The organism is Pseudomonas sp. 2822-15, assembly GCF_002742515.1.
GTDB classification, from domain to species: domain Bacteria; phylum Pseudomonadota; class Gammaproteobacteria; order Pseudomonadales; family Pseudomonadaceae; genus Aquipseudomonas; species Aquipseudomonas salomonii.
The window spans coordinates 23402-50189 of the sequence record NZ_LJRY01000156.1 but is presented as its reverse complement, the minus strand read 5'-3'; the positions used below and the strand labels follow the sequence as shown (position 1 = coordinate 50189).

Here is a 26788-nt window from a genome sequence, read left to right as displayed (position 1 = left end):
TGAGTCACCAGGAGAGTTGATGAACACCCTTTTTATGCACTGCCGCCCGGGTTTTGAAGGCGAAGTCTGTTCCGAGATCGCGGAACACGCCGCGCGCCTGAACGTTTCCGGCTACGCCAAGGCCAAGACCGGCAGCGCCTGCGCCGAATTTGTCTGCACCATCGATGACGGCGCCCAGCGCTTGATGCACGGCCAGCGGTTTGCCGAGCTGATCTTCCCAAGGCAGTGGGCGCGCGGGGTATTTATCGACCTGCCGGAAACCGACCGCATCAGCGTGATCCTCGCCCACCTGCGCGAATTCCCGGTGTGCGGCAGCCTGTGGCTGGAGATGGTCGACACCAACGACGGCAAAGAGCTGTCGAACTTCTGCAAGAAATTCGAAGTGCACTTGCGCAAAGCCCTGCTCAACGCCGGCAAGCTGGTGGATGACCCGAGCAAGCCGCGCCTGCTGCTGACCTTCAAAAGTGGCCGCGAAGTGTTCATGGGCCTGGCCGAGTCGAACAACTCGGCCATGTGGCCCATGGGCATTCCGCGTCTCAAGTTCCCGCGTGACGCGCCCAGCCGTTCGACCCTGAAGCTTGAAGAAGCCTGGCACCACTTCATCCCCCGCGACCAGTGGGACGAACGCCTGCACGGCGACATGACCGGCGTCGACCTCGGCGCAGCACCCGGCGGCTGGACCTGGCAACTGGTCAACCGTGGCATGCTGGTGACCGCCATCGACAACGGCCCCATGGCCGAAAGCCTGATGGACACCGGCCTGGTGCAGCATTTGATGGCCGACGGTTTTACCTTCGTGCCCAAGCAGCCGGTGGACTGGATGGTCTGCGATATCGTCGAGAAACCGGCACGTAACGCCGCGCTGCTGGAAACCTGGATTGGCGAAGGGCATTGCCGCGAAGCGGTGGTGAACCTGAAACTGCCGATGAAGCAGCGTTATGCTGAAGTGAAGCGTTTGCTTGAGCGCATCGAAGAGGGCTTCAAGGCCCGTGGCATTCGGGTGGAGATCGGCTGCAAACAGCTGTATCACGACCGTGAGGAAGTGACCTGCCATTTGCGTCGCTTGGTGGATACGAAGAAACCTAAATCCCGCTGATTGTGTGTCTGGCTCAGTTTAAATGTGGGAGCTGGCTTGCCTGCGATAGCGGTATAACGGTTGAAATCTATGTTGAATGTGCCCCGGTCATCGCGGGCAAGCCCGCTCCCACACTGGAACGGGCCAGTTTCAGGAGTGATTATGAGTATTGAATTGCCTGTCGACGGCACCCTCGACGCCACCGGCCTCAACTGCCCGGAGCCGGTGATGATGTTGCACCAGCACATCCGCGACCTGCCGCCGGGCGGCTTGCTCAAGGTGATCGCCACCGACCCGTCGACCCGCCGTGATATTCCCAAATTCTGCGTGTTCCTCGACCACGAACTGGTGGATCAGCAGGAGCAGGCCGGCAAATACCTGTACTGGATTCGCAAGAAGTCCGCTTAAACCAGGCGAATCCGCCGGCGCGCGCTGCGTGCCAGGCGGATCACCAGCATCGCTGCGGCGCAGCTCAAGCCCACGATCAGCCCTTGCCACAGCCCACTCGGCCCGCTCGCTGCGCCCAGCCAGTCGGTCAGCCCCAGGGCATAACCCACCGGCAACCCCACGCCCCAGTAAGCAAACAAGGTCAACACCATGGTCACCCGTGTGTCCTGGTAGCCACGTAGCGCGCCGGCAGCGGTGACCTGGATCGCGTCGGAGAACTGGAACAGCGCCGCAAACACGATCAGCATCGATGCCACATGGATCACCAGCGGGTCAGGCGTGTAAATCGTGGCAATCTGTTCGCGAAACAGCAGCATCAGACTGCAGGACAGGCACGCGTAGGTCAGTGCCGTGCCCATGCCGACCCCGGCGGCAAAGCGTGCTTCACGCGGCTCGCCACGGCCCAGTGCCTGGCCGACCCGCACCGTGACCGCCATGCTCAGTGAATAGGGAATCATAAACACCAGCGAGCTGAAGTTCAGCGCGATCTGATGCCCGGCGACCACGTTGGCGCCCAGGCTGCCGATCAGCAGGGCGATCACCGCAAAGATGCTCGATTCGGCAAACACGGCGATCCCGATCGGCAGACCGATGCCCAGCACGCGCTTGATCACGGCCCATTGCGGCCAGTCGAAACGCTTGAACAACTCGCTGCTCTGATACGCCGGTGCCCAGCGGGTCCAGGCGGCGAGGCCGAGCATCATCACCCACATCACAATGGCTGTCGCCCAGCCACAGCCCACGCCGCCCATGGCCGGCACACCGAAGTGGCCATAAATGAACACGTAGTTCAGTGGAATGTTCAACGCCAGCCCGCACAGGCCCATGACCATACTGGGGCGCGTACGGCCCAGGCCATCACTGAAGCAACGCAACACGTAATACAGGGCGATGGCGGGCATGCCGGACGCGATGCCGTGCAGGTAGGCCATGCAGGGTTTGATCAACTCGGGGTCGACATTCATTGCGTGCAGGATCGGCTCGGCGCTGATCAGCATCAGCAAGGCAGTGATGCCCACCACCACTGCCAGCCACAGGGATTGGCGCACCAGCGGGCCAATCTCGGTGTGGTGACCGGCGCCGAAGCGCTGGGCGACTTTGGGCGTGGTGGCCAGCAGCGTGCCGGTCATCAGCAGGTACACCGGAATCCAGATCGAGTTGCCCAAGGCCACCGCCGCCAGGTCTCGCGGGCTCACGCGCCCGGCCATCACCGCATCGACAAAGCCCATGGCCGTGGTGGCGAGTTGGCCGATCATGATCGGCAGGGCCAGGGTCAGCAGGCTGCGGACCTCGCGACTGACGCGGGCGGGGCGGGAAAGGGTGGCGGTGGCGGTGTTCACGTGCGGGTGTCCAGTAAAAGAGTTGCAAAGGACGGCGAAGTCTACGCTTTGACGCAGTGGTCAGGAAAAAACCTGTGTTGCTGATTTGTAATGCGACCTGTCGGGCACCTCAGAATCCTTGTGGGAGCGGACTTGTGTGGGAGCTGGCTCCCACACTCAAACTACGCATCCCTGTACACTGCCAATCCGCGAAAGGAGCCTGCCATGTTGATTGTTGCCGACGAAAATATTCCGCTGCTCGATGCCTTCTTCGAAGGGTTTGGCGAGATTCGCCGCGTACCCGGGCGTTCCATCGACCGCGCCACGGTCGAGCAGGCCGATGTGCTGCTGGTGCGCTCGGTCACCAACGTCAACCGTGCCTTGTTGGACGGCTCCAAGGTGCGCTTTGTGGGCACCTGCACCATCGGTACCGATCACCTGGACCTGGATTACTTCAAGCAGGCCGGTATCACCTGGTCCAGCGCCCCAGGCTGTAATGCCCGCGGCGTGGTGGACTACGTGCTGGGCAGTTTGCAGACCCTGGCCGAAATCGAAGGCGCCGACCTGAACCAGCGCACTTACGGCGTGGTCGGTGCCGGTGAAGTGGGCGGGCGTCTGGTCAAGGTGCTTAAAGGCCTGGGCTGGAACGTGCTGGTGTGCGACCCCCCACGGCAGATCGCCGAAGACGGCGATTACGTGAGCCTGGCGCAGATCATCGAGCAGTGCGACGTGATCAGCCTGCACACACCGCTGACCAAATCCGGCAATGGCTCCACTTGGCACCTGTTTGATCGTGAGCGCCTTGGCCGTCTCAAGCCCGGCACCTGGCTGATCAACGCCAGCCGCGGCCCTGTCGTCGATAACGCGGCCCTGCGCCAAGTGCTGCTGGAGCGCGAAGACCTGCAAGCGGTGCTGGACGTGTGGGAAGGCGAGCCCGAAGTGGACGTCGACCTGGCCGACCTGTGCGTGCTGGCCACACCGCATATCGCCGGCTACAGCCTCGACGGCAAACAGCGCGGCACGGCGCAGATCTACCAGGCGTTCTGCGCCTATCTGGGCCAGGAACCCGGTATTCAGCTGGCTGATTTGCTGCCGCAGCCATGGCTGACCGAGGTGCATCTTAATGCCTCGACAGACCCGGCCTGGGCGCTGGCGACCTTGTGCCGCAGTGTGTATGACCCGCGCCGCGATGATGCGGATTTCCGCCGCAGTCTCGTAGGCACCGTGCAAGAGCAGCGCAAGGCGTTTGACCTGCTGCGCAAGCATTACCCGGAGCGTCGCGAGCTCGATGGCTTGAAGGTGCGGATCAATGGCGAGTCGGCAGTGTTGTCGAACATCGTCACTGCATTGGGCGCCATGCCTTTATAGGACTGCCACGCAAAACCGAGCACAAACATCCAGGCATAAAAAACCCGGCCATAGAGGCCGGGTCTGAAAGAGCGTGGGCGCGTCAGCCTTGCTTGGCAGGTTTGACCAGTCGCTGTTCCAGGTCGCTGCACGCTTGCTGGATCATTTCTTCGGTAATCTGCACTTCGCGGCCCTTGGCATCGATATACGAGCAAGGCAACTGCTGCGGCTGGCGAATCACTTCAATTTTGGCATCACTGCTGTTTTGCAAGGTCATGGCCTGTCTCCTCATCAGGTTGTATACCTAATCTAATCCCCCCGCGTGACCGCGCTATTACAACTCCTTACACGATCACCGGTTCGAACGCCCAGTCCAGCAGAAACCGATACAAATTTCCACCCAGGCGTTAGACCGATAGCCTCTAGGCATCGATATCGGCGGGCATAATTAACCTGACGCATTGTTATTTAGCTAAGTTCCCCCAATGTTGGTGTACAGGTTCCTCATCGGTATGCCCGCCATGTTCTCAGTCCGTCAACGCCGTGCCATTCGCCTGGCCAGCCGCTTTATCGCGCCCTACCGTTGGCAGGCGCTGGGCGCCTTGCTGGCGCTGATTGTCACCGCCGGCATCACCTTGTCCATGGGGCAGGGTATTCGCCTGCTGGTGGACCAAGGCTTCATGACCCAGTCGCCGCACCTGCTCAACCAGTCCATCGGCCTGTTCATGGTGCTGGTACTGGGCCTGGCCGTGGGTACGTTTGCGCGGTTTTACCTGGTGTCGTGGATCGGCGAACGGGTGGTGGCGGACATTCGTCGGCAAGTCTTCAATCACCTGATCTACCTGCACCCAGGCTTTTACGAGAACAACCGCAGTTCGGAGATCCAGTCGCGGCTGACCACCGACACCACTTTGCTGCAATCGGTGATCGGCTCGTCCCTGTCGCTGTTCCTGCGCAATGCCTTGATGGTCATCGGCGGCATCGTGCTGTTGTTTGTCACCAACCCCAAACTCACCAGCATCGTGGTGGTGGCGCTGCCGCTGGTGCTGGCGCCGATCCTGATCTTCGGTCGTCGCGTGCGCAGCCTGTCGCGGCTGAGCCAGGACCGTATTGCCGATGTGGGCAGTTACGTGTCGCAGACGCTTGGCCAGATCAAGACCGTGCAGGCCTACAACCACCAGGTGCAGGACGAACAGCGCTTTGCCGTCACCGTGGAAGAGGCGTTTGCTACCGCGCGTAAACGCATTGCACAGCGCGCCTGGCTGATTACGCTGGTGATCATGCTGGTGCTCGGCGCCGTGGGCGTGATGCTGTGGGTGGGCGGTATGGATGTGATCAGTGGGCGGATTTCCGGCGGTGAGCTGGCGGCGTTCGTGTTTTACAGCCTGATCGTCGGCAGTGCGGTAGGCACCCTGAGCGAAGTGCTCGGCGAGTTGCAGCGCGCCGCCGGTGCCGCTGAGCGGATTGGCGAACTGTTGCAATCAAGCAACGATATCCAGGCCCCCGCCGAAGGCACCGTGCAGTTGCCGGAGCGGGTCAGTGGTCGTATGGAGCTGCAAGACCTGCGCTTTTCCTACCCGTCGCGGCCGGACAGCTACGCCATCGACGGCTTGAGCCTGAGCATCAACCCCGGCGAAACCCTCGCGTTGGTCGGGCCGTCCGGCGCGGGTAAATCGACGATCTTTGATTTGCTGTTGCGCTTCTACGACCCGCAGCAGGGCCGCATCCTGCTCGAAGGGCACGCGCTGACCGAACTCGAACCGATGGACCTGCGCCGTCATTTCGCGCTGGTGTCCCAGAGCCCGGCGCTGTTTTTCGGCAGCGTCGAAGAGAACATCCGTTACGGCAACCCGTCCGCCACCCGCGAACAGGTCGAAGCCGCGGCACGCATCGCCCACGCCCACGACTTCATCCTGCAAATGCCCGACGGCTACCAGACCCATCTGGGCGACGGCGGCATGGGCCTCTCCGGCGGCCAGCGCCAGCGCCTGGCCATCGCCCGCGCGTTGCTGGTGGACGCGCCGATCCTGCTGCTGGACGAAGCCACCAGCGCCCTCGATGCGCAGAGTGAACACTTGATCCAGCAAGCCTTGCCGCAACTGATGCAGGGCCGTACCACGCTGGTGATTGCGCATCGGCTGGCCACGGTGAAGAACGCCGACCGCATTGCGGTGATGGACCAGGGCAAGCTGGTGGCAGTGGGCACGCATCAACAGTTGATTGCGAGTAACCCGCTGTATGCGCGCTTGGCGGCGTTGCAGTTCAGTGATGGCGGTGAGGTTGCGAAAAACCAAGGCTAGCTCGATCTATGTGGCGAGCGGGCTTGCCCCGCTTTGGGCTGCGTAGCAGCCCCAAAACCTGCCGACTCGGTCTATCAGTTAAACCGCGGCGGGGCTGTGGGGGAGCGCTTCGCACTCCAGCGCAGGGCAAGCCTGCTCGCCACAACAAGCCTACTTGCCACATCAAGCCTGCCGATCGCACTTCAGTCAGTCTTACTGATCATCAAAATACCGCTCATGCCAATCCACCAGCGGCTGCGGTGAATTAAGCTTCTGCCCGTAGATCACCGAATAAGACAGCACGTTCTGCACATACTGGCGGGTTTCGTCGAACGGGATGCTTTCCACCCACACATCGAAACTCAGGTGATCGGCACCCCGCAGCCACTGGCGCACACGGCCGGGGCCGGCGTTGTAGGCGGCGGAGGCGAGTACGCGGTTGCCGTTGAACTGGCTGTGTACCTGGCTCAAGTAAGCGGCGCCGAGCTGGATGTTCTTGTCCGGGTCCAGCACCTGGGCCGGGGAGGCCAGCGGGATGCTGAATTTGCGTGCGGTTTCTTTGGCGGTGCCGGGCATCAGTTGCATCAGGCCACTGGCACCCACGCCGGAGCGGGCGTCGTCCATGAAGGCACTTTCCTGGCGGGTGATGGCGAACACCCAGCTTGAATGCAGGCCACGCACCTTGGCTTCACGCACCAGCGTGTCGCGGTGAGCCATCGGGAAACGGATATCCAGGTCATCCCAGTACTGCGCCTGGCTGATGGTGCGGATCGCCGGGAAGTACCACTTCATGTCGTAGGCCAGTTTGGCCTGGGCGACCATTTCATCGCGGTTGAAGTGACGGCTGACGTGGTACCACTCGCGGCGGCCATCGACAATCTGGCCGCGTGCGTAGAACTCCATCGCGCGGCGCACACCGGGGGTGTTGCGCACTTTGTTGATCAGCGCCTGGCTCATCACCAGCGGTTTGTTCTTCAACTGGTACGGCGCTTTGGAGCGATCGGCGGCGAGGAAACCGTAGAAATCACGTTCCTGTGCGAGGTTTTTGTACAGCACCAGCGGCTGCGGGTTCTTTGGCTCGGCCAGTTCCAGGCTGCGCGCCTGCCAGTAACGCCAGCGGTTGGTGGTGGCCAGGTCTTGTGGGAGTTTGCGGGTCAACTGGTAGGCATCTTCCCAGCGCGCCAGGCGCAACAGCAGGCGCAGGCGCCATTCGGAGACGGTGTTGTCACGCAGCTCGGGGTCGTACTGGGTCATCACGTCGAGGGCGCGTGGGTCGTAGCGGCGCGCGAGGGTCAGGCCGATTTCGCGGGCGATCGACACTTTTTCGTCACGGGAGAAGTGCATGCTGCTGGCATAGCCGTCGAGCAGGGCCATGGCCTTGTCCGGGTCCTGGCGTGCCAGGCGGCGCAGGCCCAGGCCCACGGCGTCGGACATGGCCTCATTGGCCGGCAGGAAGCGCGACGGGTCGCTGAGCATGTCGGGCTTTTGCGCCACGTCGATCATCAGGCGGCCTTGGGCGCCGAGGGTCGGCAGGGTTTTTACCAGGCTGTTGGCCAGCGCGTAGTTGCGGGCTTCGGCGGCGAGCTTGGCGCGGTCCCAGATTTTCTGTTCGGTGAGTTGGCCGTCGGCGGCCCACTGGCCAAAGGTGGCGTCACAGGCGGCCGGCTGGGATTTGCCGGTCATCCAGAGTTTTTCGGTGGTCTTGTAGCCTTCGGCTTTGAGGTTGTGCGTCAGTTGGTACTGGCCATGCAGGCAGTCCAGCTCGACGAAATTGAGCTTGGCGTCGTAGTACTTTTCAAAGGTTTGCCAGTCACCCCGGTCAGCCAGCCAGCGTAACCAGCGCAGTTTCATCCAGTTGGCCTGGGGCAGGTCGCCGTTTTTGGCGAGGAACTGCTCGATTTCCTCGTTGCTCGCGGTTTTGAGGCGCGCGGTCAGCTCGTCGTAGGCCAGGTACGGCGTGAGCGGATAGTCGGCCAGGGCCTGGCTGTATTGCATGTACGGGCCGCTGTCGCCTTTGGCGAGGGCGCGTTTGGCTTCATCGTAATATTGACGTTGGGTGGTGAGGTCCACGGCCTGGGCGGATTGAACGGCGGTGGCGGAAAGAAGCAGACAAGATAAAAAGTTGAAAAGGCGACTGCGCATGAGACGTCCGTGCAGAGAAATCACGACTAGCACCGGCACCGCCGACACTGATTGCCCCTAGCTTAGCCTTTTGCCTGCGGCTGGCGAAAGCTTTGCCGGCCGGCTGGCAGCAGTTCACTGTAAATGTCCTACAGAACGTGTCTGTGGCAAAAATGCCGGCCGCATCCCACCCTCAAGTCAGGTAGAATGCGCGCCCAGTTTTTGGAGAAGCGTATGACCCTGCTCAAATTCAGCGATGTGTCCCTTGCTTTCGGCGCTATGCCGTTGTTGGACAAGGTGTCCTGGCAGATCGCCCGTGGTGAGCGGGTGTGCATCATCGGCCGCAACGGCACCGGCAAGTCCAGCATGATGAAGCTGGTAAAAGGCGACCAGAAGCCCGATGACGGCTCTGTATGGCGCGCGCCGGGCCTCAAGATCGGCGAATTGCCCCAGGAATTGCCGGTGGCCGACGGACGGACAGTGTTCGACGTGGTTGCCGAAGGCCTCGACGGCGTGGGCGAGTTGCTCGCGCAGTACCATCACCTGGCGCAGAACTGCGTCACCGAAGCCGACCTGGACAAGCTCATGCACGTCCAGCAAGACCTCGAAGCCCGTGACGGCTGGCGCTTGCAGCAACTGGTCGAGAGCACCCTGAGCCGCCTGCAACTGCCGGCCGACAAGACCCTCGCCGAGTTGTCCGGCGGCTGGCGTCGTCGCGTGCTGCTGGCCCAGGCGCTGGTGTCCGAGCCAGACCTGCTGCTGCTCGACGAACCGACCAACCACCTGGACATCGGCGCCATTGCCTGGCTGGAAGAAGCCATCAAGGATTTCCAGGGCGCTGTGCTGTTTATCACGCACGACCGTGCTTTCCTGCAGAGCCTGGCCACGCGCATCCTCGAACTGGACCGTGGCGGCCTGATCGACTGGAACGGCGACTACGCCAGCTTCCTGGTGCACAAAGAAGCCTCACTGGCCGCTGAAGAAACCGCCAACGCGCTGTTCGACAAGAAACTGGCCCAGGAAGAAGTCTGGATCCGCCAGGGCATCAAGGCCCGTCGCACCCGTAACGAAGGCCGTGTACGTGCCCTCAAGGCCCTGCGTGTTGAACGCAGTGAGCGTCGCGAGCGCACCGGCAAGGCCAATATCCAGCTGGACACCGCCGACAAGTCGGGCAAGCAGGTGATGGTGCTGGAGAACGTCAGCTTCCACCACCCGGATGGCCCGTTCCTGATCAAGGACTTCTCGATGGTCCTGCAGCGCGGCGACCGTATCGGTCTGCTGGGCGCCAACGGCACCGGCAAGACCACCTTGCTCAAGCTGATGCTCAATGGCCTGCAACCGACCAGTGGCACCGTGGAAGAAGGCACGCGCATCGACGTGGCCTACTTCGACCAGTTGCGCCATCAGTTGGACCTGGAAAAGACCGTCATCGACAACGTCGCCGAAGGCCGCGACTTTATCGACATCGACGGTCAGAGCCGCCACGTGCTGAGCTACCTGGGCGACTTCCTGTTCAGCCCACAGCGTGCGCGTACGCCGGTCAAAGCCTTGTCCGGTGGTGAGCGCGCGCGCCTGCTGCTGGCCAAGCTGTTCAGCAAGCCGTCCAACCTGCTGGTACTTGACGAGCCGACCAACGACCTCGACGTGGAAACCCTCGAGTTGCTGGAAGAGGTGTTGCTGACCTTTAACGGCACCGTGCTGATGGTCAGCCACGACCGCGCATTCCTCGACAACGTGGTGACCAGCACCCTGGTTTTCGAAGGTGAAGGCAAGGTGCGTGAATACGTCGGTGGTTACCAGGACTGGATCCGCCAGGGCGGCTCGCCGCGCCTGTTGGGCGTGACCGAGAGCAAGTCCGGCAAGGCCGACCTGACCTCGGCAGTCGTGGCGCCTGTCGCCGCTGCTGCTGCACCGGTTGCGGACGCTGCACCGGTGGCCAAGAAGAAGCTCAGCTACAAGCTGCAACGCGAGCTGGAAGCCCTGCCGGGTGATATCGACGCCAAGGAACAGCAGATCGCTGCGGTCGAAGCAGACATGGCAGACGCGGGTTTCTACCTGCGCCCGGCGGCGGAAACCGCCAAGGTGATTGCTTCCCTGGAGACGTTGAACCAGGAGCTGGAAGTGCTGATGGAGCGCTGGGCTGAGCTGGATGCCTGAGTGATTCGTTGGTAACAAAAAGCCCGGCGCTCATCTGTATGATCGCCGGGCTTTTTCATATGAAATGCGATTCAAATGTGGGAGCTGGCTTGCCTGCGATAGCATCACCTCGGTCTACCTGAATCACCGAGGTGCCTGCATCGCAGGCAAGCCAGCTCCCACATTAGGTCTTCATCGGCCTTACGAGCTTTTTACCAGTTTGACCGCCAGCACATCACACGGCGCGCCGTGCAGCACGTCATTGGCGGTAGAACCCAGCAACAACGCCAGGCCATGGCGACCATGGCTGCCGACCACGATCAGGTCGCAGTTCTGCTCTTTGGCCAGGTGATGGATTTCCTGGCGCGGCTGGCCGTAGGTGAGGTGGGAGTTTTCCTTGGTCACTTCCGGGTATTTGAGGATCAAGCGATCCAGGCGCTCTTTGGCTTGGTCAAACTGCTGTTGCTGCAACTGGGAAAGGTCCATGGGCACGTCGCCACCAAAAGCCATGGCCATGGGCTCGACGATATGCACGAGTGACAGCTTGGCGCCGTTGGCGATTGCTGAAGCCTGAGCGCGCTTGATAACCGGGTCGCACTCTTCGGTCAGATCGACAGCGACCAGGATATGTTTGTAGGAATGTTCGTTGGGCATGGCGCGTTCCTCCAGGAGACTGCAATAAGTTCAGTATGGCTGGTTTCAAGCGGATGGGGTTGCGTCAGCTCAAATCCGCGCATCTAGAAATTCGGGAGTACACATATGACGGTCTGGATAGTGGTGTCAATCCTTCTGGTGGTTCTGAGCCCCCTGGCATGGCTGCGCCCGTCGCGCCATCAGAGCGGGCGCATGGCCCTGCGTATGGAGGCGCGCCGCATCGGTTTGGCCATGCAATTGGCGCCGCAGGAGTGGCCGCACTGGCTTGCCCAAGAGCCGCCGAGCCCCTGCGCGCAGTACTGCAGGCCACGGCGGGGCAGCACGCCGGCGCTGTGGAGTTATTGGCAAATGTCCCCAGGCGTGTGGGTCAATCAGTGGCGTGAAGTGTGTGAGGATGAAAAGTTGTTGCCGCATTTTGCGACGTTGCCGGCCAACGTCTACAAGGTCGAGGCCGACAAGCAAATGATCGCCTTGTATTGGGGCGAGAAGGGCGAGGCCAGCGTGCTGAAGGACATCGATACGCTGCTCAAGGCTCTGGCATGACGCCATAGCGTTAAAAGCCAGGCATTAAAAAGCCCGATATCATCATCGGGCTGGAGTTGGCCAGGCAGGCCGGTAATTCTGTGTTCCTCGCGTCGGGTGTTCATCCAGGCGCTTTGCGGTTGTCGCAAGCCTAGCGGCATATCCGATTCTGTACAGCCTTTTCCCACATCTTTTTAATTATTGATTCTGTGAATATTTGAATATTGACAGGGCGCAGGCGTGGGCGTGGAGTTCTGAACTGACTGGAAAGTCGCGTTTTTCCTGGCCTTTCGAGCGATTGACAATTGCCCTGAATTGGATGAAGGTGGCGTACCCAAATCAAACGGGCGTATGAATTGAGCGTTTGTCTGTCAGACGACTCATACAGAACCCCGACTAGCGCATTGGCGGGTGTGCCTGGCGGATTGGCATGAGCATTGACGCAACTATCAATGTCCAACCAATAGGCCAGCGTCCAGTGTGTACTGTTCAGCTTCCATATCGTGGAGATCAGTTGATGATTTACGAAGGTAAAGCCATCACGGTTAAGGCTCTTGAAAGTGGCATCGTCGAACTGAAATTCGACCTCAAGGGTGAGTCCGTCAACAAGTTCAACCGTCTAACCCTGAACGAACTGCGTCAGGCCGTAGACACCATCAAAGCAGATGCTTCGGTCAAGGGCGTGATCGTCTCCAGCGGCAAGGACGTGTTTATCGTCGGCGCTGACATCACCGAATTCGTCGACAACTTCAAGCTGCCCGATGCAGAGCTTGTGGCCGGCAACCTCGAAGCCAACAAGATTTTCAGCGATTTCGAAGACCTCAACGTGCCAACCGTGGCTGCCATCAATGGCATCGCGTTGGGCGGCGGCCTGGAAATGTGCCTGGCTGCAGACTTCCGCGTCATGTCGGCCACCGCCAAAATCGGCTTGCCTGAAGTCAAACTGGGCATCTACCCAGGGTTTGGCGGCACTGTGCGCCTGCCGCGCCTGATCGGTGCCGACAATGCGATCGAGTGGATCGCCGCCGGTAAGGAAAACCGTGCCGAAGATGCGCTGAAAGTCGGCGCCGTCGACGCTGTGGTTGCCCCGGATAAACTGGCCGAAGCCGCCCTGAACCTGATCAAAGGCGCCATCAGCGGCGAATTTGACTACAAGGCCAAGCGTCAGCCGAAGCTGGAAAAACTCAAGCTCAACGCCATCGAACAAATGATGTCGTTCGAAACCGCCAAAGGTTTCGTCGCAGGCCAGGCCGGCCCGAACTACCCGGCGCCGGTTGAAGCGATCAAGACCATCCAGAAGGCTGCGAACTTCGGTCGCGACAAAGCCCTGGAAGTGGAAGCCGCCGGCTTCGTCAAACTGGCGAAAACCTCGGCTGCCCAGAGCCTGATCGGCCTGTTCCTGAACGATCAGGAACTGAAGAAAAAGGCCAAGGCCTACGACGAGATTGCCCGCGACGTGAAACAGGCGGCCGTACTCGGCGCCGGCATCATGGGTGGCGGTATCGCTTATCAGTCGGCGTCCAAAGGCACGCCGATCCTGATGAAAGACATCAACGAGCACGGCATCGAGCAAGGCCTGGCAGAAGCCGCCAAGCTGCTGGTGGGCCGCGTTGATAAAGGTCGCATGACCGCCGCGAAGATGGCTGAAGTGCTTAACGGCATTCGTCCTACGCTGTCCTACGGCGATTTCGGCCACGTCGACCTGGTGGTCGAAGCCGTAGTCGAAAACCCGAAGGTCAAGCAAGCCGTACTGGCTGAAGTGGAAGCCCAGGTTAAAGACGACACCATCCTGGCCTCGAACACGTCGACCATTTCCATCTCGCTGCTGGCCAAGGCCCTCAAGCGTCCGGAAAACTTCGTCGGCATGCACTTCTTCAACCCGGTGCACATGATGCCGCTGGTGGAAGTGATCCGTGGCGAGAAGTCCAGCGAGCTGGCCGTTGCCACCACCGTTGCCTACGCCAAGAAAATGGGCAAGAACCCGATCGTAGTCAATGACTGCCCGGGCTTCCTGGTCAACCGCGTACTGTTCCCGTACTTCGGCGGTTTCGCCAAGCTGGTCAGCGCCGGTGTCGACTTTGTGCGCATCGACAAAGTGATGGAAAAATTCGGCTGGCCAATGGGCCCGGCGTACCTGATGGACGTGGTCGGTATCGACACTGGCCACCACGGTCGTGACGTAATGGCTGAAGGCTTCCCGGACCGCATGAAAGACGACCGCCGCTCGGCGATCGACGCACTCTACGAGGCCAAGCGCCTGGGCCAGAAGAACGGCAAGGGCTTCTACGCCTACGAGGCTGACAAGAAGGGCAAGCAGAAGAAAGTGGCCGACCCGTCGGTGCACGAAGTACTCGCGCCAGTCATCTACGAACAGCGTGAGGTGTCCGATGAGGACATCATCAACTGGATGATGATCGCCCTGTGCCTGGAAACCGTGCGTTGCCTGGAAGACGGCATCGTTGAAACCGCCGCCGAAGCCGATATGGGCCTGGTGTACGGTATTGGTTTCCCTCCATTCCGTGGTGGTGCGCTGCGTTACATCGACTCGATCGGTGTGGCTGAGTTCGTTGCCCTGGCTGACAAATACGCTGATTTGGGCCCGCTGTACCACCCGACCGCGAAGCTGCGTGAAATGGCCAAAAACGGCCAAAGCTTCTTCGGTTAAGCGCCCAGACGAATAGAGCGAGAATATTTATGAGCTTGAATCCAAGAGACGTGGTGATTGTCGACTTCGGTCGCACGCCAATGGGCCGCTCCAAGGGCGGCATGCACCGCAACACCCGCGCCGAAGACATGTCGGCGCACCTGATCAGCAAGTTGCTGGAGCGTAACGTCAAGGTCGACCCTAACGAAGTCGAAGACGTGATCTGGGGCTGCGTCAACCAGACTCTGGAGCAGGGCTGGAACATCGCGCGCATGGCGTCGTTGATGACCCAGATCCCGCACACCGCAGCTGGCCAGACTGTCAGCCGCCTGTGTGGCTCGTCGATGAGCGCGCTGCACACCGCAGCCCAGGCGATCATGACCGGCAACGGCGATGTTTTCGTGGTCGGCGGCGTGGAGCACATGGGCCACGTCAGCATGATGCACGGCGTCGACCCTAACCCGCACATGTCGCTGTACGCGGCAAAAGCCTCGGGCATGATGGGCCTTACCGCAGAAATGCTCGGCAAAATGCACGGCATTACCCGCGAAGCCCAGGACGCATTCGGCGTGCGCTCCCACCAGTTGGCCCACAAGGCGACCGTGGAAGGCAAGTTCAAGGATGAAATCATCCCGATGAACGGTTACGACGAGAACGGTTTCCTCAAACTGTTCGACTACGACGAAACCATTCGTCCGGATACCACCCTGGAAAGCCTGGCGGCCTTGAAGCCCGCCTTCAATCCAAAGGGCGGCACCGTGACAGCCGGTACGTCGTCGCAAATCACCGACGGTGCTTCGTGCATGATCGTGATGTCGGCGCAGCGTGCCCAGGACCTGGGCATTCAGCCGATGGCGGTGATCCGTTCGATGGCCGTGGCAGGTGTGGACCCGGCAATCATGGGCTATGGTCCAGTACCGGCCACACAAAAAGCCTTGAAGCGCGCGGGCCTGACCATCTCCGATATCGACTTCTTCGAGCTCAACGAAGCTTTCGCCGCACAGGCCCTGCCAGTGCTGAAAGATTTGAAAGTACTCGACAAGATGAACGAGAAGGTTAACCTGCACGGCGGCGCGATTGCCCTGGGCCACCCATTCGGTTGCTCCGGTGCACGTATCTCCGGCACTTTGCTTAACGTGATGAAGCAAAATGGCGGCAACCTTGGGGTTGCAACCATGTGCATTGGTCTTGGCCAAGGCATTTCCACCGTCTTCGAACGTATCTAAACGTTTCGCTGACGGAAGCCGGGGCCCAGTGCCCCGGTTTTTGTTTTTTGGAATTTTTAATATTTTTTTTCAACAAATTTTGCACGAGGGCCAAAGCATGAAAGTCGAACCAGGGCTCTACCAACATTACAAGGGCCCGCAGTACCGTGTTTTTAATGTGGCGCGGCACTCCGAGACCGAAGAAGAAGTGGTGTTTTACCAAGCACTGTATGGCGATTACGGCTTTTGGGTGCGCCCATTGAGCATGTTCCTGGAGACTGTCGAAGTTGACGGCGAGCAGGTCCCGCGCTTTGCTTTGGTGCAGGTCGAACCCAGTCTTTTTTCAGGGCAATAACGGCAGGCCGCGCAGAATGCTGCGCTTGACCTCACCTTGTTGCCACTATATATAGCGTTGCCGCGACAGGCGCCAACTGCCTTTCACTTCTCGAATTCAGGAATTTTCCGATCCATGGGCAAATCGCTGGTCATTGTGGAATCCCCGGCTAAGGCCAAGACCATCAACAAGTACTTGGGCAACGAGTACGTGGTGAAGTCGAGTATCGGCCATATCCGAGACCTGCCCACCAGCGGTTCGGCTAGCGCCAGCAAGGAGCCTGCCGCCAAGCGCGGCAAGGCGGCTGCGGGCGAAGGTCCGGTGCTCAGCCCTAAAGAGAAAGCGCGCAAGCAGCTGGTCTCACGCATGGGTGTGGACCCGGATCATGGCTGGAAGGCCAAGTACGAAATCCTTCCGGGCAAGGAAAAGGTCATCGAAGAGCTGCGCCGGCTCGCCAAAGATGCCGACACCATCTATCTCGCGACGGACTTGGACCGCGAAGGGGAAGCCATTGCCTGGCACCTGCGCGAAGCCATCGGCGGTGATGACAGCCGCTACAAGCGTGTGGTGTTCAACGAAATCACCAAAAAAGCCATCCAGGAAGCCTTCTCCAAGCCGGGCGAGCTGGACATCGACCGTGTCAACGCCCAGCAGGCGCGTCGTTTCCTCGACCGCGTGGTGGGTTACATGGTCTCGCCACTGCTGTGGGCGAAAATCGCCCGTGGCCTGTCCGCCGGCCGCGTGCAATCGGTAGCGGTCAAGCTGGTGGTGGAGCGTGAGCGTGAGATCCGTGCGTTCAACCCCGAAGAATACTGGGAAGTCCACGCCGACCTGGGCACTGCCAAGGGCGCCAACGTGCGCTTTGAAGTGGCCCGTGAGAAAGGCGAGGCCTTCAAACCGCTGAACGAAGCTCAGGCCATGGCCGCGCTGGAGAAGCTCAAGGCTTCCAGCTACAGCATCGTCAAGCGCGAAGACAAGCCGACCAGCAGCAAGCCGTCGGCGCCGTTCATCACGTCCACGCTGCAACAGGCCGCGAGCAACCGCCTGGGCTTTGGCGTGAAGAAGACCATGATGATGGCCCAGCGCTTGTACGAAGCCGGCTACATCACGTATATGCGTACCGACTCCACCAACCTGTCGCAAGACGCGGTGGCGATGGCGCGTACTTATATTGAAAGCGAGTTCGGCAAGAAGTACCTGCCGGAGAAGCCGAACGTCTACAGCAGCAAGGAAGGCGCACAAGAGGCTCACGAAGCGATTCGTCCTTCCGACGCCAACACCGAGCCAAGCAAGCTGAGCGGCATGGAGCGCGACGCTGAGCGCCTCTACGAGCTGATTTGGCGCCAGTTCCTGGCGTGCCAGATGCTGCCGGCGCAATACCTGTCCACCACCGTCAGTGTGGGCGCAGGCGACTTCGAGCTGCGTGCCAAGGGCCGTATCCTCAAGTTCGACGGCTATACCCGCGTGATGCCGCAAATCGCCAAGCCAGGCGATGACGACGTGCTGCCGGACATGGCCCAGGGCGACACGTTGAAGCTGATCAAGCTCGACCCGTCCCAGCACTTCACCAAGCCGCCGGCGCGTTACTCCGAAGCCAGCCTGGTAAAAGAGATGGAAAAACGCGGTATTGGTCGTCCTTCGACCTATGCGGCAATCATCTCGACCATCCAGGACCGTGGCTACGTGGCGTTGCACAACCGCCGCTTCTACTCGGAAAAGATGGGCGACATCGTCACCGAGCGCCTGTCCGAGAGCTTCTCCAACCTTATGGACTACGGCTTCACCGCCGGCATGGAAGAGAACCTCGATGACGTGGCCCAGGGCGAACGCGACTGGAAAAACGTGCTGGATGAGTTCTACGGCGACTTCAAAAAGAAACTCGAAGTAGCCGAAAGCCCTGATAGCGGCATGCGCGCCAACCAGCCGGTGATGACCGACATCCCATGCCTGACATGCGGCCGTCCGATGCAGATTCGTACCGCATCCACCGGTGTGTTCCTCGGTTGCTCGGGCTACAGCCTGCCGCCGAAGGAGCGCTGCAAGGCCACCGTTAACCTGGTGCCGGGCGATGAGATTGCCGCCGACGACGAGGGTGAGTCCGAGTCGCTGGTATTGCGTGGCAAGCACCGTTGCCCGATCTGCAGCACGGCGATGGACGCCTACCTGCTCGACGAGAAGCACAAGCTGCACATCTGCGGTAACAACCCGGATTGCAATGGCTACGAGATCGAAGAAGGCACCTACCGCATCAAAGGCTACGAAGGTCCGAGCCTGGAATGCGACAAGTGCGGCAGCGAGATGCAGCTCAAGACCGGCCGTTTCGGCAAGTTCTTCGGCTGCACCAACCCGACCTGCAAGAACACGCGCAAACTGCTCAAAAGCGGTGACGCGGCGCCGCCGAAGATGGACCCGGTGAAGATGCCTGAACTCAAGTGCGAGAAGGTCAACGACACCTACATCCTGCGTGACGGCGCTTCGGGCCTGTTCCTGGCGGCCAGCCAGTTCCCGAAAAACCGCGAGACCCGTGCCCCGCTGGTGATGGAGATCGTGCCGCACAAGGACGAGATCGATCCGAAGTACCACTTCCTGTGTGAAGCGCCGAAGAAGGATCCCGACGGTCGCCCGTCCGTGATCCGCTACAGCCGCAAAACCAAGGAGCAGTACGTTCAGACCGAGGTGGACGGCAAGCCTACCGGTTGGAAAGCGTTCTACGACGGCGGTAAGTGGAAGGTCGAGGACAAGCGCCAGGGCGCTTGATCGGCTGATCTGCCTATTACAAAGGCCGCCTGAAAAGGCGGCCTTTTTTTGCGCTTGCAGGAAACTTGGCTGATCCGTGACACTGTTCAGCCAGCATCACGCTTATTTCGTTGTGGAGATTGCCGTTATGGCCAACGAACTCTATACCCGTACCAATCAGAAAATTTACTTCGCGGGTTTGTCCCTGGAAGCCCTTGGCCGCGCCGAGGAAGGGAAGGAGATGAATGCCATCGCGCTGGTCCAGGCCGGGCGTGAGGCGGCGTTGTTCCACCTTTATGGCGCTTTGCTGGGCCTGTGCCATGAAATTGCCGGGTTCTACCGCTTGCCCCAGGCTGGCGCGCCACGCGCAGAAATGATCATGAACCGCGAAGTGCTGGACAGCATGGCGATTCCTGAATTGGCCGAACTGGTGGAAATGGCCCAGAGCCCCGACAGTTGGGTTGCGCGATTGCTCAAAGCGCATGCGGATATGTTCCAACCGCCGCGTGTCCCCCATGTGCCCAAGGGCGATGTGACGCAGCCGCTGATCATGGCCGTTGCGCTGGAAGAGGATGAGCCCAAGCCGCTGAGCCGTGAGGAGCTGGAAAGCTGGCGTCAGGCGCTGAAGAAGATGGCACTCAGGTTTCGTGAAGGCTTGAACGAGTGTTAAGAGGTTTGCGCTGAGCAAAGGTGGGAGCTGGCTTGCCTGCGATAGCGTTGGGTCAGCTTGCCGGCCTTTTGCTGATACACCGCAATCGCAGGCAAGCCAGCTCCCACATTGAGAGCAACCTTCCCGAGTGCACCATTCATCAAGCCGCCAAGAAACCTGTTCAGATCCTCTGCGAGGCTGGGTGGATGACTGATATAATCCCGGCCTTTCGTGGAGAACAGACTTATATGCCAACGTCCTTTCTGGAAATTGTTGAACTGCCTGACGGCCGAATCGAGCTGCGCCGGGCTGAGGACGAGGGTTCTCTGGTTATTTTGGATTTTTCCGAAGACGCAAAAGCGTTCCTGCAAGGTCAGCACGTGGAAGTGGCAAAAGCCATGTTGAGCGTAGGTGTGCAGATGGCTGGCCGCCTGGCCGAAGGCGAGCCCGAGAAGGAAGATGGGCCGCGGGTGCTTCACTGAGTAGCAGTGAAACGTTCTGGGAAGCGTTCTGGCGAGCGGACTTCTGTGGCAAGGGAGCTTGCTCCCGCTGGGCTGCGAAGCGGCCCTGAATAGATTTAATGCGGTGTATCAGGTATTCCACGGTGCCTGGTTTTTGGGGCTGCTGCGCAGCCCAACGCGGGGCAAGCCCGCTCGCCACAACAAGCCCGCTCGCCACAACAAGCTCGCCTGCCACAACAAGCCCGTCCACAGGGCTGGCCTGCATCAGGCCGCATTACCCCAATCGAATATTCAAACTCTGCGCATCGCCCGTACGTGCGGCGCTGATCAGCTGTTGCTTGGCGGCCGCATTCAGCGGGTTCAACCAGCTCACCACCGTATGGCTGCGCCCCAGGCGCAAGGCCTCGCACGTCAGTTGCTGAGCACTTTGCGCGCCGCGTGGTTGCAGCAGCAGGATGCGCTCACGGTTGAGGCCGGCGTCCCGCAGCCAGGCCTGGGTCAGGCTGGCGGGTGGGGCGATCAGCGTCAGCCAGCGTGCGTCCTGCTCCTCGCTCAATTCGCGAAGGATCGGCGCCAGCAGGCTCAGGCAGCTCCCGGCAGCACCGCGCAACGACAGCTCACTGAACGCCTCAGGTTCGGAGCCCCAGGGGGCTTCGACCGTTTCCTTGAGGATGGGCGCAAGGGGTTGGGCCATAAAGGCCTCGAACAGCGACAGTTGTGTGTGTTGCGGGGTGTGCACGAGCTGCATGGTGCCTCCTTTAGCGGCGAATGACGCCGACGCTCAAGCCTTCGATCACCAGGTCCTGATCTTTCAGGTTCACTTCAATCGGGGCGAACTCAGGGTTCTCGGCCATAAGCCAGACCTTGCTGCCTTCACGCTTGAAGCGTTTGACGGTGACTTCATCGCCGATACGGGCAACGACGATCTGGCCATTACGGGCTTCGCGGGTGGTGTGGACGGCCAGCAGATCACCGTCGAAAATGCCCACGTCCTTCATGCTCATGCCGTGTACGCGCAACAGGTAGTCGGCACGCGGATGGAAGAAGGTCGGGTTGATGTTGCAGGACTCTTCGACGTGCTGCTGCGCCAGGATCGGCGCACCGGCGGCGACGCGGCCGATGATCGGCAGGGTCGATTCGTCGGCCTTGGCTTCAAAGCCAGGGATACGAATACCGCGTGAAGCACCCGGGGTCATCTCGATCGCGCCTTTGCGGGCGAGGGCCTTTAGGTGTTCTTCGGCGGCGTTGGGGGACTTGAACCCCAGTTCCAGCGCAATTTCCGCTCGCGTCGGCGGGTAGCCGTTGTCGTCGAGGCAGCGCTTGATAAAAGCCAGAATCTCAGCTTGGCGTGGCGTCAGTTTTAGCATGTTGATCGCTCTGTCTTTTTATACAGTGACTGGGATTATATACAGTGAACTGCGCTTGGCAATCATCCTTTTTTGGCACTCCGCTGGACGGTCGTCTGTCACTCTTCCTGCAAGGCATAGACAGCGCTGCCTACAGGGCGCGAAGGATGTGATTAAATAGCGATGAAATAGATGACTGCCCGGCCGGAAAACGGACTCGCAGGCTTGACAAGACACACCCTGAAACGTATGTTTCAAACAAGTGTTTGTCAGGCGGAGTAGCCATGGCCCAGTCGGAAACCGTTGAACGCATTCTCGATGCTGCCGAGCAATTGTTCGCGGAAAAAGGATTTGCGGAAACTTCATTGCGGCTGATCACCAGCAAGGCTGGGGTTAACCTCGCCGCCGTGAACTATCATTTCGGCTCGAAAAAAGCCCTGATCCAGGCGGTGTTCTCACGCTTCCTGGGGCCGTTCTGTGCCAGCCTCGACCGTGAGCTGGAGCGTCGCCAGACCAAGCCCGAAAACAAGCCAAGCCTGGAAGACCTGCTGGAAATCCTGGTTGAGCAAGCGCTGGTGGTTCAACCGCGCAGCGGCAACGACCTATCGATCTTCATGCGCCTGTTAGGGCTGGCCTTCAGCCAGAGCCAGGGTCACTTGCGCCGTTATCTGGAAGACATGTACGGCAAGGTGTTCCGCCGATACATGCTGCTGGTTAACGAAGCCGCCCCGCGTATTCCGCCGATCGAACTGTTCTGGCGTGTGCACTTCATGCTCGGCGCCGCCGCCTTCAGCATGTCCGGCATCAAGGCCTTACGCGCGATTGCCGAAACCGATTTCGGCGTCAACACTTCCATCGAGCAAGTGATGCGCCTGATGGTGCCGTTCCTTGCCGCCGGCATGCGCGCCGAAACCGGCGTGACCGACCCGGCCATGGCCGCCGCGCAACTGCGCCCGCGCAGCAAGTCGACGCCGGCCGTCGCCAAGGCGTGATTGCCCCAGGTGTGCGCGGCGGCTAAGCTAGCCGCCATGCCGATTTCAGCTATTTACTCGCAACCCGTTGTGCTCACCGCGCCTTTCGCGCCAGTTGAGCGCAACGGGTTGTGTGCGTTATTTAAGGAAGGTTTATGACTGCTGCCCTGCAAGGTTCGTTAATGGTCGATGTGGCCGGCACTTGGCTGACGGCCGAGGATCGCCAGTTGTTGCGCCAGCCTGAAGTGGGCGGGTTGATCATTTTTGCGCGCAATATCGAGCATCCACGCCAGGTGCGCGAGCTGAGCGCGGCGATTCGTGCGGTGCGCCCCGACCTGCTGCTGGCGGTCGATCAGGAAGGCGGTCGTGTGCAGCGCCTGCGTCAGGGTTTTGTACGCCTGCCGGCCATGCGCCTGCTGGCGGATAAGCCGAATGCCGAATACCTGGCCGAGCAGTGCGGCTGGATCATGGCCACTGAAGTGCTGGCGGTCGGCCTTGACCTGAGCTTCGCCCCGGTGCTCGACCTCGACTACCAACGCAGCGCCGTGGTCGGCACCCGTTCCTTCGAAGGCGACCCGGAGCGCGCTGGCGTGCTCGCGGGTGCCTTCATTCGCGGTATGAACAGCGCCGGCATGGCGGCCACCGGCAAACACTTCCCGGGCCATGGCTGGGCCGAGGCGGATTCCCACGTCGCGATTCCCAATGACGAACGCAGCCTGGAACAGATTCGCGCGAACGACCTGGTGCCTTTCGCACGCCTGAGCAAGCAATTGGCGGCGGTGATGCCGGCTCACGTTATTTACCCGCAAGTGGACGCCCAACCCGCCGGCTTCTCGCGTCGCTGGTTGCAGGACATTCTGCGCGGCGAGCTGCAATTTGACGGGGTGATTTTCAGCGATGACCTGTCCATGGCGGGGGCGCATGTGGTCGGTGATGCGGCCAGTCGAATTGAAGCGGCGCTGACGGCCGGTTGTGATATGGGCTTGGTCTGCAATGACCGGGCGGCTGCGGAGCTGGCACTCACGGCGGCGCAGCGCATGAAGGTCGCGCCATCGGCGCGGATTGCGCGGATGCGTGGGCAGGCGATTGCTTCGACAGAGTACAAGCAGGATCCGCGTTGGCTGACTGCGCTCACGGCGCTGCGCGATGCTCAGTTGATCGACTGAATATCGCGTCGCTGCCATCGCAGGCAAGCCAGCTCCCACCTTTGATGTGTGAATACGTTCAAGGGGGGGAGCTGGCTTGCCTGCGATAGCGATCTAACCGTCAACGCTTCTCTTGCTTATGGGGCAATGGCGCAAACAACGCCTCAATGTCCTCATTACCCAACTGCCAATCCCCGGTCGTGCGCCCATCCAGCACACCCGCCGCCAGGTCAGACTTTTCCTTCTGCAGGTGCTGGATTTTCTCCTCCACCGTGCCTCGCGCAATCATCTTGTAGACGAACACCGGCTTCTCCTGCCCGATGCGGTACGCACGGTCGGTCGCCTGGTTTTCCGTCGCCGGGTTCCACCACGGGTCATAGTGGATCACCGTGTCGGCCTCGGTCAGGTTCAAACCGACGCCGCCGGCCTTCAGGCTGATCAGAAAAATCTGCAGTTTGCCGCTCTGGAAATCCTTCACCGGCGTGCGCCGGTCGCGGGTCTGGCCGGTGAGTAATGCGTAGGGCACGCCGCGTTTTTTCAGCTCGGCTTCGATCAGGCTCAGCATCGAGGTGAACTGCGAGAACAACAATATCCGCCGCCCTTCGGCAAACAGTTCTTCGAGCATCTCCAGCAGGCTGTCGAGTTTGCCCGAGCTGCTGCCGCGGGCGGGCAGGGTGGCGTCGTTGACCAGGCGCAGGTCGCAGCACACCTGGCGCAGTTTGAGCAGCGCCTCAAGAATGATGATCTGGCTGCGCGCCACGCCTTTACGGGTGATTTCGTCGCGCACCTTCTTGTCCATGGCCAGGCGCATGGTTTCGTACACGTCGCGCTGGGCCTCGTTGAGGTCGACCCAGTGGATGATCTCGGTCTTGGGCGGCAGCTCGGTGGCCACCTGCTCTTTGGTGCGGCGCAGCAGGAAGGGTTTGATCCGACCGTTGAGGTGCTGCAAGCGCACCTCACTGGCGCGCTTTTCGATGGGCACGCGGTAATCGCGGTTGAAGCTTTTGACGTCTCCCAGCCAGCCCGGCAGCAGGAAATGGAACAGCGACCACAGCTCGCCCAGGTGGTTTTCCAGCGGCGTGCCGCTCAGGCACAGGCGCTGGCGCGCATTGAGCTCGCGCGCGGCCTGGGCAGCCTTGCTGTTGGGGTTTTTGATGTACTGGGCTTCATCGAGGATCAGCACATGCAAGGGCTGGGCGGCGAGGGTGTCGATGTCTTTGGGCAGCAGCGCGTAGGTGGTCAGCAGCAGGTCATAGTCCTGCAGGTTGGCGAAATGTTTCTTGCGACCCGCGCCGTATAGCGCCTGCACCCGCAGCTGCGGTGTGAAGTGCGCCGCCTCATCCAGCCAGTTGGGAATCAGGCTGGTGGGCATCACCACCATGCACGGCCGGTCGAGGCGCCCGGCGGCTTTTTCGCTGAGAATATGCGCCAGGGTCTGCAGGGTTTTGCCCAGGCCCATGTCATCGGCAAGAATCCCGCCCACATCGAGTTGACGCAGCGACTGCATCCAACTCAAGCCTTCCAGCTGATACGGGCGCAAGGTCGCGTTCAAGCCTTCGGGCGCCACGCAGGTGAAGTCCTTGATGTCGCGCAGGCGCTGGGCGAAGTTGCGGATCTTCTCGCCGCCTTCCCATTGCAGCGGCAGGTCTTCCAGCGGGTTCAGGCGAATGGCATCGGCCTTGGCCAGACGCAAGCTGGTGGTGCCGGTTTCCTGTAGGTAAAACTCGCCAAGGGTGGCCAGCACCGGCTTGAGCCGGCCGTAGGGCAACGCCACTTGCAGCGGGCCATGGCCGTTGGGCAGGCCGGGAATATTCACCAGGATCAGCTCGTCGTCACGGCGCCGGGCGAGCTTCTCCGGGTTGAGGATCTCGGTGTGGGAACGCATCAAGTTGAGCAAAATCGGCAATAGGCTCAGGCGCTCGCCATTGACGATAATCCCCAGCTCCAGGTCGAACCAATCGCGTTCCGGGCCTTCGTCGACGGTGGCGTACCAGTCATCGACGGCACTGAGGTCGAAACCGAAATCTTCTTCTATTTGCAGCTCCCAACCCTCGGCGCGCAGGGTGGGCGAGGCGTTGAGCGTGAAGTTCAGCCACGCACTGTCATTGACCAGTTCGAACAACTCGCCGGCACTCTCCGGCAACGCCTTGCTCTGGCGCGTGGCGATCTTGAAGCCGAGCAGGCGCAGTTGTTCGCGATAGGGTTGCTCCAGCTCCGGATGGCGCTTGATGCGCAGGCTCTGGGTTTCCTGGCGCACGATGATGTCGGCGTTTTTCTGCCCGCTGACATAGTTGCCCAGGTAATTGAACGACAGCGCTGCACGGTGCTGGATATAGCGCTGCATCTTGCCATTACGCGGTTCAAACGCGCTGAACTCCACGCTGGCCAGCCACAGGCGCGGCACCGGCCGCACCTCTTCCATAACCACTTGTGGCAGCACCACGCGGTTATCCAGCACGGCCTGGAGTCTTTCCAACAGTTCGGCATCTTGCGCAGCGGCCGGGTAAGCCAGGGTTTCCTGGACCTTGAGCAGCACGGCCGCGATGTGTTTGCAGTTGGTGTGTACCGGGCAGGTGCAGCGGCTGTCCACCAGGATCAGCGTGCCCTTGGCCGATTCGCGCAGCGAGATGGTTTGTCGGTAAACATTGCCGCCCGAGCCTTCGCAGCTGGCGATGATGGTGCTGTCGCCGGACTCGACGATGCGCACGCGGTTTTCCAGGGCGTAGCGCCGCCCGCGCTCAAGGCTTTGCTCTTTAAAGCGATTGGCCCACGAAGGGGCCAGGGGTTTGGTCAACGACGACGTCAGGGGCATGGCGCTGGATCAGTCCTGAATGTCGGGCGGTGGCGCACTGGGTGGTTTGGCAGTCAGCGACGTGATCTTGATCAGCAGCGCCAAGTGGCCGCCATCCAGGTAATTGAGTTGGTTGTTCTTGGTGCGCACGTCTTGCTGGCTCAAGTGTTCGCTGGCAATCACGCTGCCGTTGGCGTCGAACCGGTTGATCCAGAAATCCGCGTCGATATCGGTAAAGCGCCCCAACTGCAGGTTCAGCGTGCCTTCGATGGGGAACTGGCCGAACTGCTCCTGGCCGTCGGTAATGGCCAGCTTCACCGGTTGCTCGCCCAGGTTCTGATCCCAGGCGCGGTGCAGCAATACGGTGTAACTGTTGTCCGCACTCAGCTTGTCGACGATGTTGCCCAGCCGCGGTGGGCTGAGCCTGTCGGTCGGCAGCCGCGCCGCGCCGGCATCCCAGTTTTCCGGCGCAGCGCGGCTATTGATCACCGGCTCGGCGTTCTGGCGCACCAGGATCATTTCCACCAGGTACGGGCTGTCGGCAAACGCCGAAGGAGCGACCACCACCAACACTAAGCTCAGAATGCGGAACAGGCGCATGGGGGC

22 protein-coding genes are annotated in these 26788 nt (G+C 60.8%); 14 read left to right on the top strand and 8 right to left on the bottom strand.

Going from position 1 to position 26788, the window contains the following annotated elements:
• Positions 1–19: 19 nt before the first annotated feature.
• Positions 20–1096, top strand: a complete 1077-nt coding sequence (rlmM, locus tag AOA59_RS01815) for a 23S rRNA (cytidine(2498)-2'-O)-methyltransferase RlmM (RefSeq protein WP_099485643.1) — start codon at positions 20–22, stop codon at positions 1094–1096.
• Between the two features lie 141 nt (positions 1097–1237).
• A complete protein-coding gene (tusA, locus tag AOA59_RS01805; protein ID WP_058419610.1) occupies positions 1238–1483 on the top strand; it encodes a sulfurtransferase TusA in 246 nt (81 codons plus the stop codon).
• On the opposite strand, the gene AOA59_RS01800 is transcribed toward tusA, so the two are convergent.
• Positions 1480–2862, bottom strand: a complete 1383-nt coding sequence (locus AOA59_RS01800) for an MATE family efflux transporter (RefSeq protein ID WP_065929173.1) — start codon at positions 2860–2862, stop codon at positions 1480–1482. The genes tusA and AOA59_RS01800 overlap by 4 nt on opposite strands.
• A 204-nt stretch (positions 2863–3066) precedes the next feature.
• On the opposite strand from AOA59_RS01800, the gene pdxB reads away from it, so the two are divergent.
• Positions 3067–4209, top strand: coding sequence for a 4-phosphoerythronate dehydrogenase PdxB (pdxB, locus tag AOA59_RS01795; protein WP_065929174.1), 1143 nt, complete (start codon positions 3067–3069; stop codon positions 4207–4209).
• Positions 4210–4291: 82 nt separating this feature from the next.
• Here the strand turns inward: pdxB and AOA59_RS32600 are convergent, their stop codons facing one another.
• Positions 4292–4465 (bottom strand): PA1571 family protein, encoded by a 174-nt coding sequence (locus tag AOA59_RS32600; RefSeq protein WP_163005420.1) that lies wholly within the window; start codon positions 4463–4465, stop codon positions 4292–4294.
• Between the two features lie 235 nt (positions 4466–4700).
• Between AOA59_RS32600 and AOA59_RS01790 the strand changes: the two genes are divergently transcribed.
• Positions 4701–6488 (top strand): ABC transporter transmembrane domain-containing protein, encoded by a 1788-nt coding sequence (locus tag AOA59_RS01790; RefSeq protein ID WP_178076228.1) that lies wholly within the window; start codon positions 4701–4703, stop codon positions 6486–6488.
• Positions 6489–6680: 192 nt separating this feature from the next.
• On the opposite strand, the gene AOA59_RS01785 is transcribed toward AOA59_RS01790, so the two are convergent.
• Positions 6681–8609: a transglycosylase SLT domain-containing protein gene (locus tag AOA59_RS01785; protein WP_065929175.1), complete on the bottom strand. Its 1929-nt coding sequence runs from the start codon at positions 8607–8609 to the stop codon at positions 6681–6683.
• A gap of 213 nt (positions 8610–8822) precedes the next feature.
• Between AOA59_RS01785 and AOA59_RS01780 the strand changes: the two genes are divergently transcribed.
• Entirely contained in the window at positions 8823–10745 is a 1923-nt protein-coding gene (locus AOA59_RS01780) for an ATP-binding cassette domain-containing protein (RefSeq protein ID WP_099485641.1), read from the top strand.
• 180 nt (positions 10746–10925) lie between these two features.
• Here AOA59_RS01780 and AOA59_RS01775 read toward each other — a convergent pair whose 3' ends face one another.
• Positions 10926–11378 carry a universal stress protein gene (locus AOA59_RS01775; RefSeq protein ID WP_058419614.1) on the bottom strand — a complete coding sequence of 151 codons (453 nt, stop codon included), beginning with the start codon at positions 11376–11378 and terminating at the stop codon, positions 10926–10928.
• Between the two features lie 105 nt (positions 11379–11483).
• Between AOA59_RS01775 and AOA59_RS01770 the strand changes: the two genes are divergently transcribed.
• From AOA59_RS01770 to AOA59_RS01730, 7 genes are all read left to right on the top strand, one after another.
• Complete coding sequence (locus AOA59_RS01770) at positions 11484–11921, top strand: hypothetical protein (protein ID WP_017137416.1); 438 nt, start codon at positions 11484–11486, stop codon at positions 11919–11921.
• Between the two features lie 496 nt (positions 11922–12417).
• Positions 12418–14565 carry a fatty acid oxidation complex subunit alpha FadB gene (gene fadB / locus AOA59_RS01755; RefSeq protein WP_017137417.1) on the top strand — a complete coding sequence of 716 codons (2148 nt, stop codon included), beginning with the start codon at positions 12418–12420 and terminating at the stop codon, positions 14563–14565.
• Positions 14566–14594: 29 nt separating this feature from the next.
• A complete protein-coding gene (gene fadA / locus AOA59_RS01750; protein WP_017137418.1) occupies positions 14595–15770 on the top strand; it encodes an acetyl-CoA C-acyltransferase FadA in 1176 nt (391 codons plus the stop codon).
• A 97-nt stretch (positions 15771–15867) separates the two neighbouring features.
• Positions 15868–16104 carry a DUF1653 domain-containing protein gene (locus AOA59_RS01745; protein WP_017137419.1) on the top strand — a complete coding sequence of 79 codons (237 nt, stop codon included), beginning with the start codon at positions 15868–15870 and terminating at the stop codon, positions 16102–16104.
• Positions 16105–16218: 114 nt separating this feature from the next.
• Entirely contained in the window at positions 16219–18840 is a 2622-nt protein-coding gene (gene topA, locus AOA59_RS01740) for a type I DNA topoisomerase (RefSeq protein ID WP_099485639.1), read from the top strand.
• A 127-nt stretch (positions 18841–18967) separates the two neighbouring features.
• Positions 18968–19489 carry a DUF6586 family protein gene (locus AOA59_RS01735; RefSeq protein ID WP_099486296.1) on the top strand — a complete coding sequence of 174 codons (522 nt, stop codon included), beginning with the start codon at positions 18968–18970 and terminating at the stop codon, positions 19487–19489.
• Between the two features lie 227 nt (positions 19490–19716).
• Entirely contained in the window at positions 19717–19950 is a 234-nt protein-coding gene (locus tag AOA59_RS01730; protein ID WP_017254451.1) for a hypothetical protein, read from the top strand.
• Positions 19951–20203: 253 nt separating this feature from the next.
• On the opposite strand, the gene sulA is transcribed toward AOA59_RS01730, so the two are convergent.
• A complete protein-coding gene (gene sulA / locus AOA59_RS01725; protein WP_065929180.1) occupies positions 20204–20677 on the bottom strand; it encodes an SOS-induced cell division inhibitor SulA in 474 nt (157 codons plus the stop codon).
• Positions 20678–20687: 10 nt separating this feature from the next.
• Positions 20688–21296 (bottom strand): transcriptional repressor LexA, encoded by a 609-nt coding sequence (gene lexA, locus AOA59_RS01720; RefSeq protein ID WP_017137423.1) that lies wholly within the window; start codon positions 21294–21296, stop codon positions 20688–20690.
• A 263-nt stretch (positions 21297–21559) separates the two neighbouring features.
• On the opposite strand from lexA, the gene psrA reads away from it, so the two are divergent.
• Together psrA and nagZ are read left to right on the top strand one after the other, a co-directional pair.
• Positions 21560–22267, top strand: a complete 708-nt coding sequence (psrA, locus tag AOA59_RS01715) for a transcriptional regulator PsrA (RefSeq protein WP_058419618.1) — start codon at positions 21560–21562, stop codon at positions 22265–22267.
• 134 nt (positions 22268–22401) lie between these two features.
• Positions 22402–23412: a beta-N-acetylhexosaminidase gene (gene nagZ, locus AOA59_RS01710; RefSeq protein WP_099485637.1), complete on the top strand. Its 1011-nt coding sequence runs from the start codon at positions 22402–22404 to the stop codon at positions 23410–23412.
• Between the two features lie 100 nt (positions 23413–23512).
• Here nagZ and AOA59_RS01705 read toward each other — a convergent pair whose 3' ends face one another.
• Together AOA59_RS01705 and AOA59_RS01700 are read right to left on the bottom strand one after the other, a co-directional pair.
• Positions 23513–26203, bottom strand: a complete 2691-nt coding sequence (locus AOA59_RS01705) for a DEAD/DEAH box helicase (RefSeq protein ID WP_065929182.1) — start codon at positions 26201–26203, stop codon at positions 23513–23515.
• A 9-nt stretch (positions 26204–26212) separates the two neighbouring features.
• Entirely contained in the window at positions 26213–26782 is a 570-nt protein-coding gene (locus tag AOA59_RS01700; RefSeq protein ID WP_099485635.1) for a CsiV family protein, read from the bottom strand.
• Positions 26783–26788: the final 6 nt, after the last annotated feature.

Bases quoted from the DNA above. Each gene is read 5' to 3' on its own strand.
- rlmM (WP_099485643.1), top strand. From the start codon at position 20: ATGAACACCCTTTTTATGCACTGCCGCCCGGGTTTTGAAGGCGAAGTC.
- tusA (WP_058419610.1), top strand. From the start codon at position 1,238: ATGAGTATTGAATTGCCTGTCGACGGCACCCTCGACGCCACCGGCCTC.
- pdxB (WP_065929174.1), top strand. From the start codon at position 3,067: ATGTTGATTGTTGCCGACGAAAATATTCCGCTGCTCGATGCCTTCTTC.
- AOA59_RS32600 (WP_163005420.1), bottom strand. From the start codon at position 4,465: ATGACCTTGCAAAACAGCAGTGATGCCAAAATTGAAGTGATTCGCCAG.
- AOA59_RS01790 (WP_178076228.1), top strand. From the start codon at position 4,701: ATGCCCGCCATGTTCTCAGTCCGTCAACGCCGTGCCATTCGCCTGGCC.
- AOA59_RS01785 (WP_065929175.1), bottom strand. From the start codon at position 8,609: ATGCGCAGTCGCCTTTTCAACTTTTTATCTTGTCTGCTTCTTTCCGCC.
- AOA59_RS01780 (WP_099485641.1), top strand. From the start codon at position 8,823: ATGACCCTGCTCAAATTCAGCGATGTGTCCCTTGCTTTCGGCGCTATG.
- AOA59_RS01775 (WP_058419614.1), bottom strand. From the start codon at position 11,378: ATGCCCAACGAACATTCCTACAAACATATCCTGGTCGCTGTCGATCTG.
- AOA59_RS01770 (WP_017137416.1), top strand. From the start codon at position 11,484: ATGACGGTCTGGATAGTGGTGTCAATCCTTCTGGTGGTTCTGAGCCCC.
- fadB (WP_017137417.1), top strand. From the start codon at position 12,418: ATGATTTACGAAGGTAAAGCCATCACGGTTAAGGCTCTTGAAAGTGGC.
- fadA (WP_017137418.1), top strand. From the start codon at position 14,595: ATGAGCTTGAATCCAAGAGACGTGGTGATTGTCGACTTCGGTCGCACG.
- AOA59_RS01745 (WP_017137419.1), top strand. From the start codon at position 15,868: ATGAAAGTCGAACCAGGGCTCTACCAACATTACAAGGGCCCGCAGTAC.
- topA (WP_099485639.1), top strand. From the start codon at position 16,219: ATGGGCAAATCGCTGGTCATTGTGGAATCCCCGGCTAAGGCCAAGACC.
- AOA59_RS01735 (WP_099486296.1), top strand. From the start codon at position 18,968: ATGGCCAACGAACTCTATACCCGTACCAATCAGAAAATTTACTTCGCG.
- AOA59_RS01730 (WP_017254451.1), top strand. From the start codon at position 19,717: ATGCCAACGTCCTTTCTGGAAATTGTTGAACTGCCTGACGGCCGAATC.
- sulA (WP_065929180.1), bottom strand. From the start codon at position 20,677: ATGCAGCTCGTGCACACCCCGCAACACACACAACTGTCGCTGTTCGAG.
- lexA (WP_017137423.1), bottom strand. From the start codon at position 21,296: ATGCTAAAACTGACGCCACGCCAAGCTGAGATTCTGGCTTTTATCAAG.
- psrA (WP_058419618.1), top strand. From the start codon at position 21,560: ATGGCCCAGTCGGAAACCGTTGAACGCATTCTCGATGCTGCCGAGCAA.
- nagZ (WP_099485637.1), top strand. From the start codon at position 22,402: ATGACTGCTGCCCTGCAAGGTTCGTTAATGGTCGATGTGGCCGGCACT.
- AOA59_RS01705 (WP_065929182.1), bottom strand. From the start codon at position 26,203: ATGCCCCTGACGTCGTCGTTGACCAAACCCCTGGCCCCTTCGTGGGCC.
- AOA59_RS01700 (WP_099485635.1), bottom strand. From the start codon at position 26,782: ATGCGCCTGTTCCGCATTCTGAGCTTAGTGTTGGTGGTGGTCGCTCCT.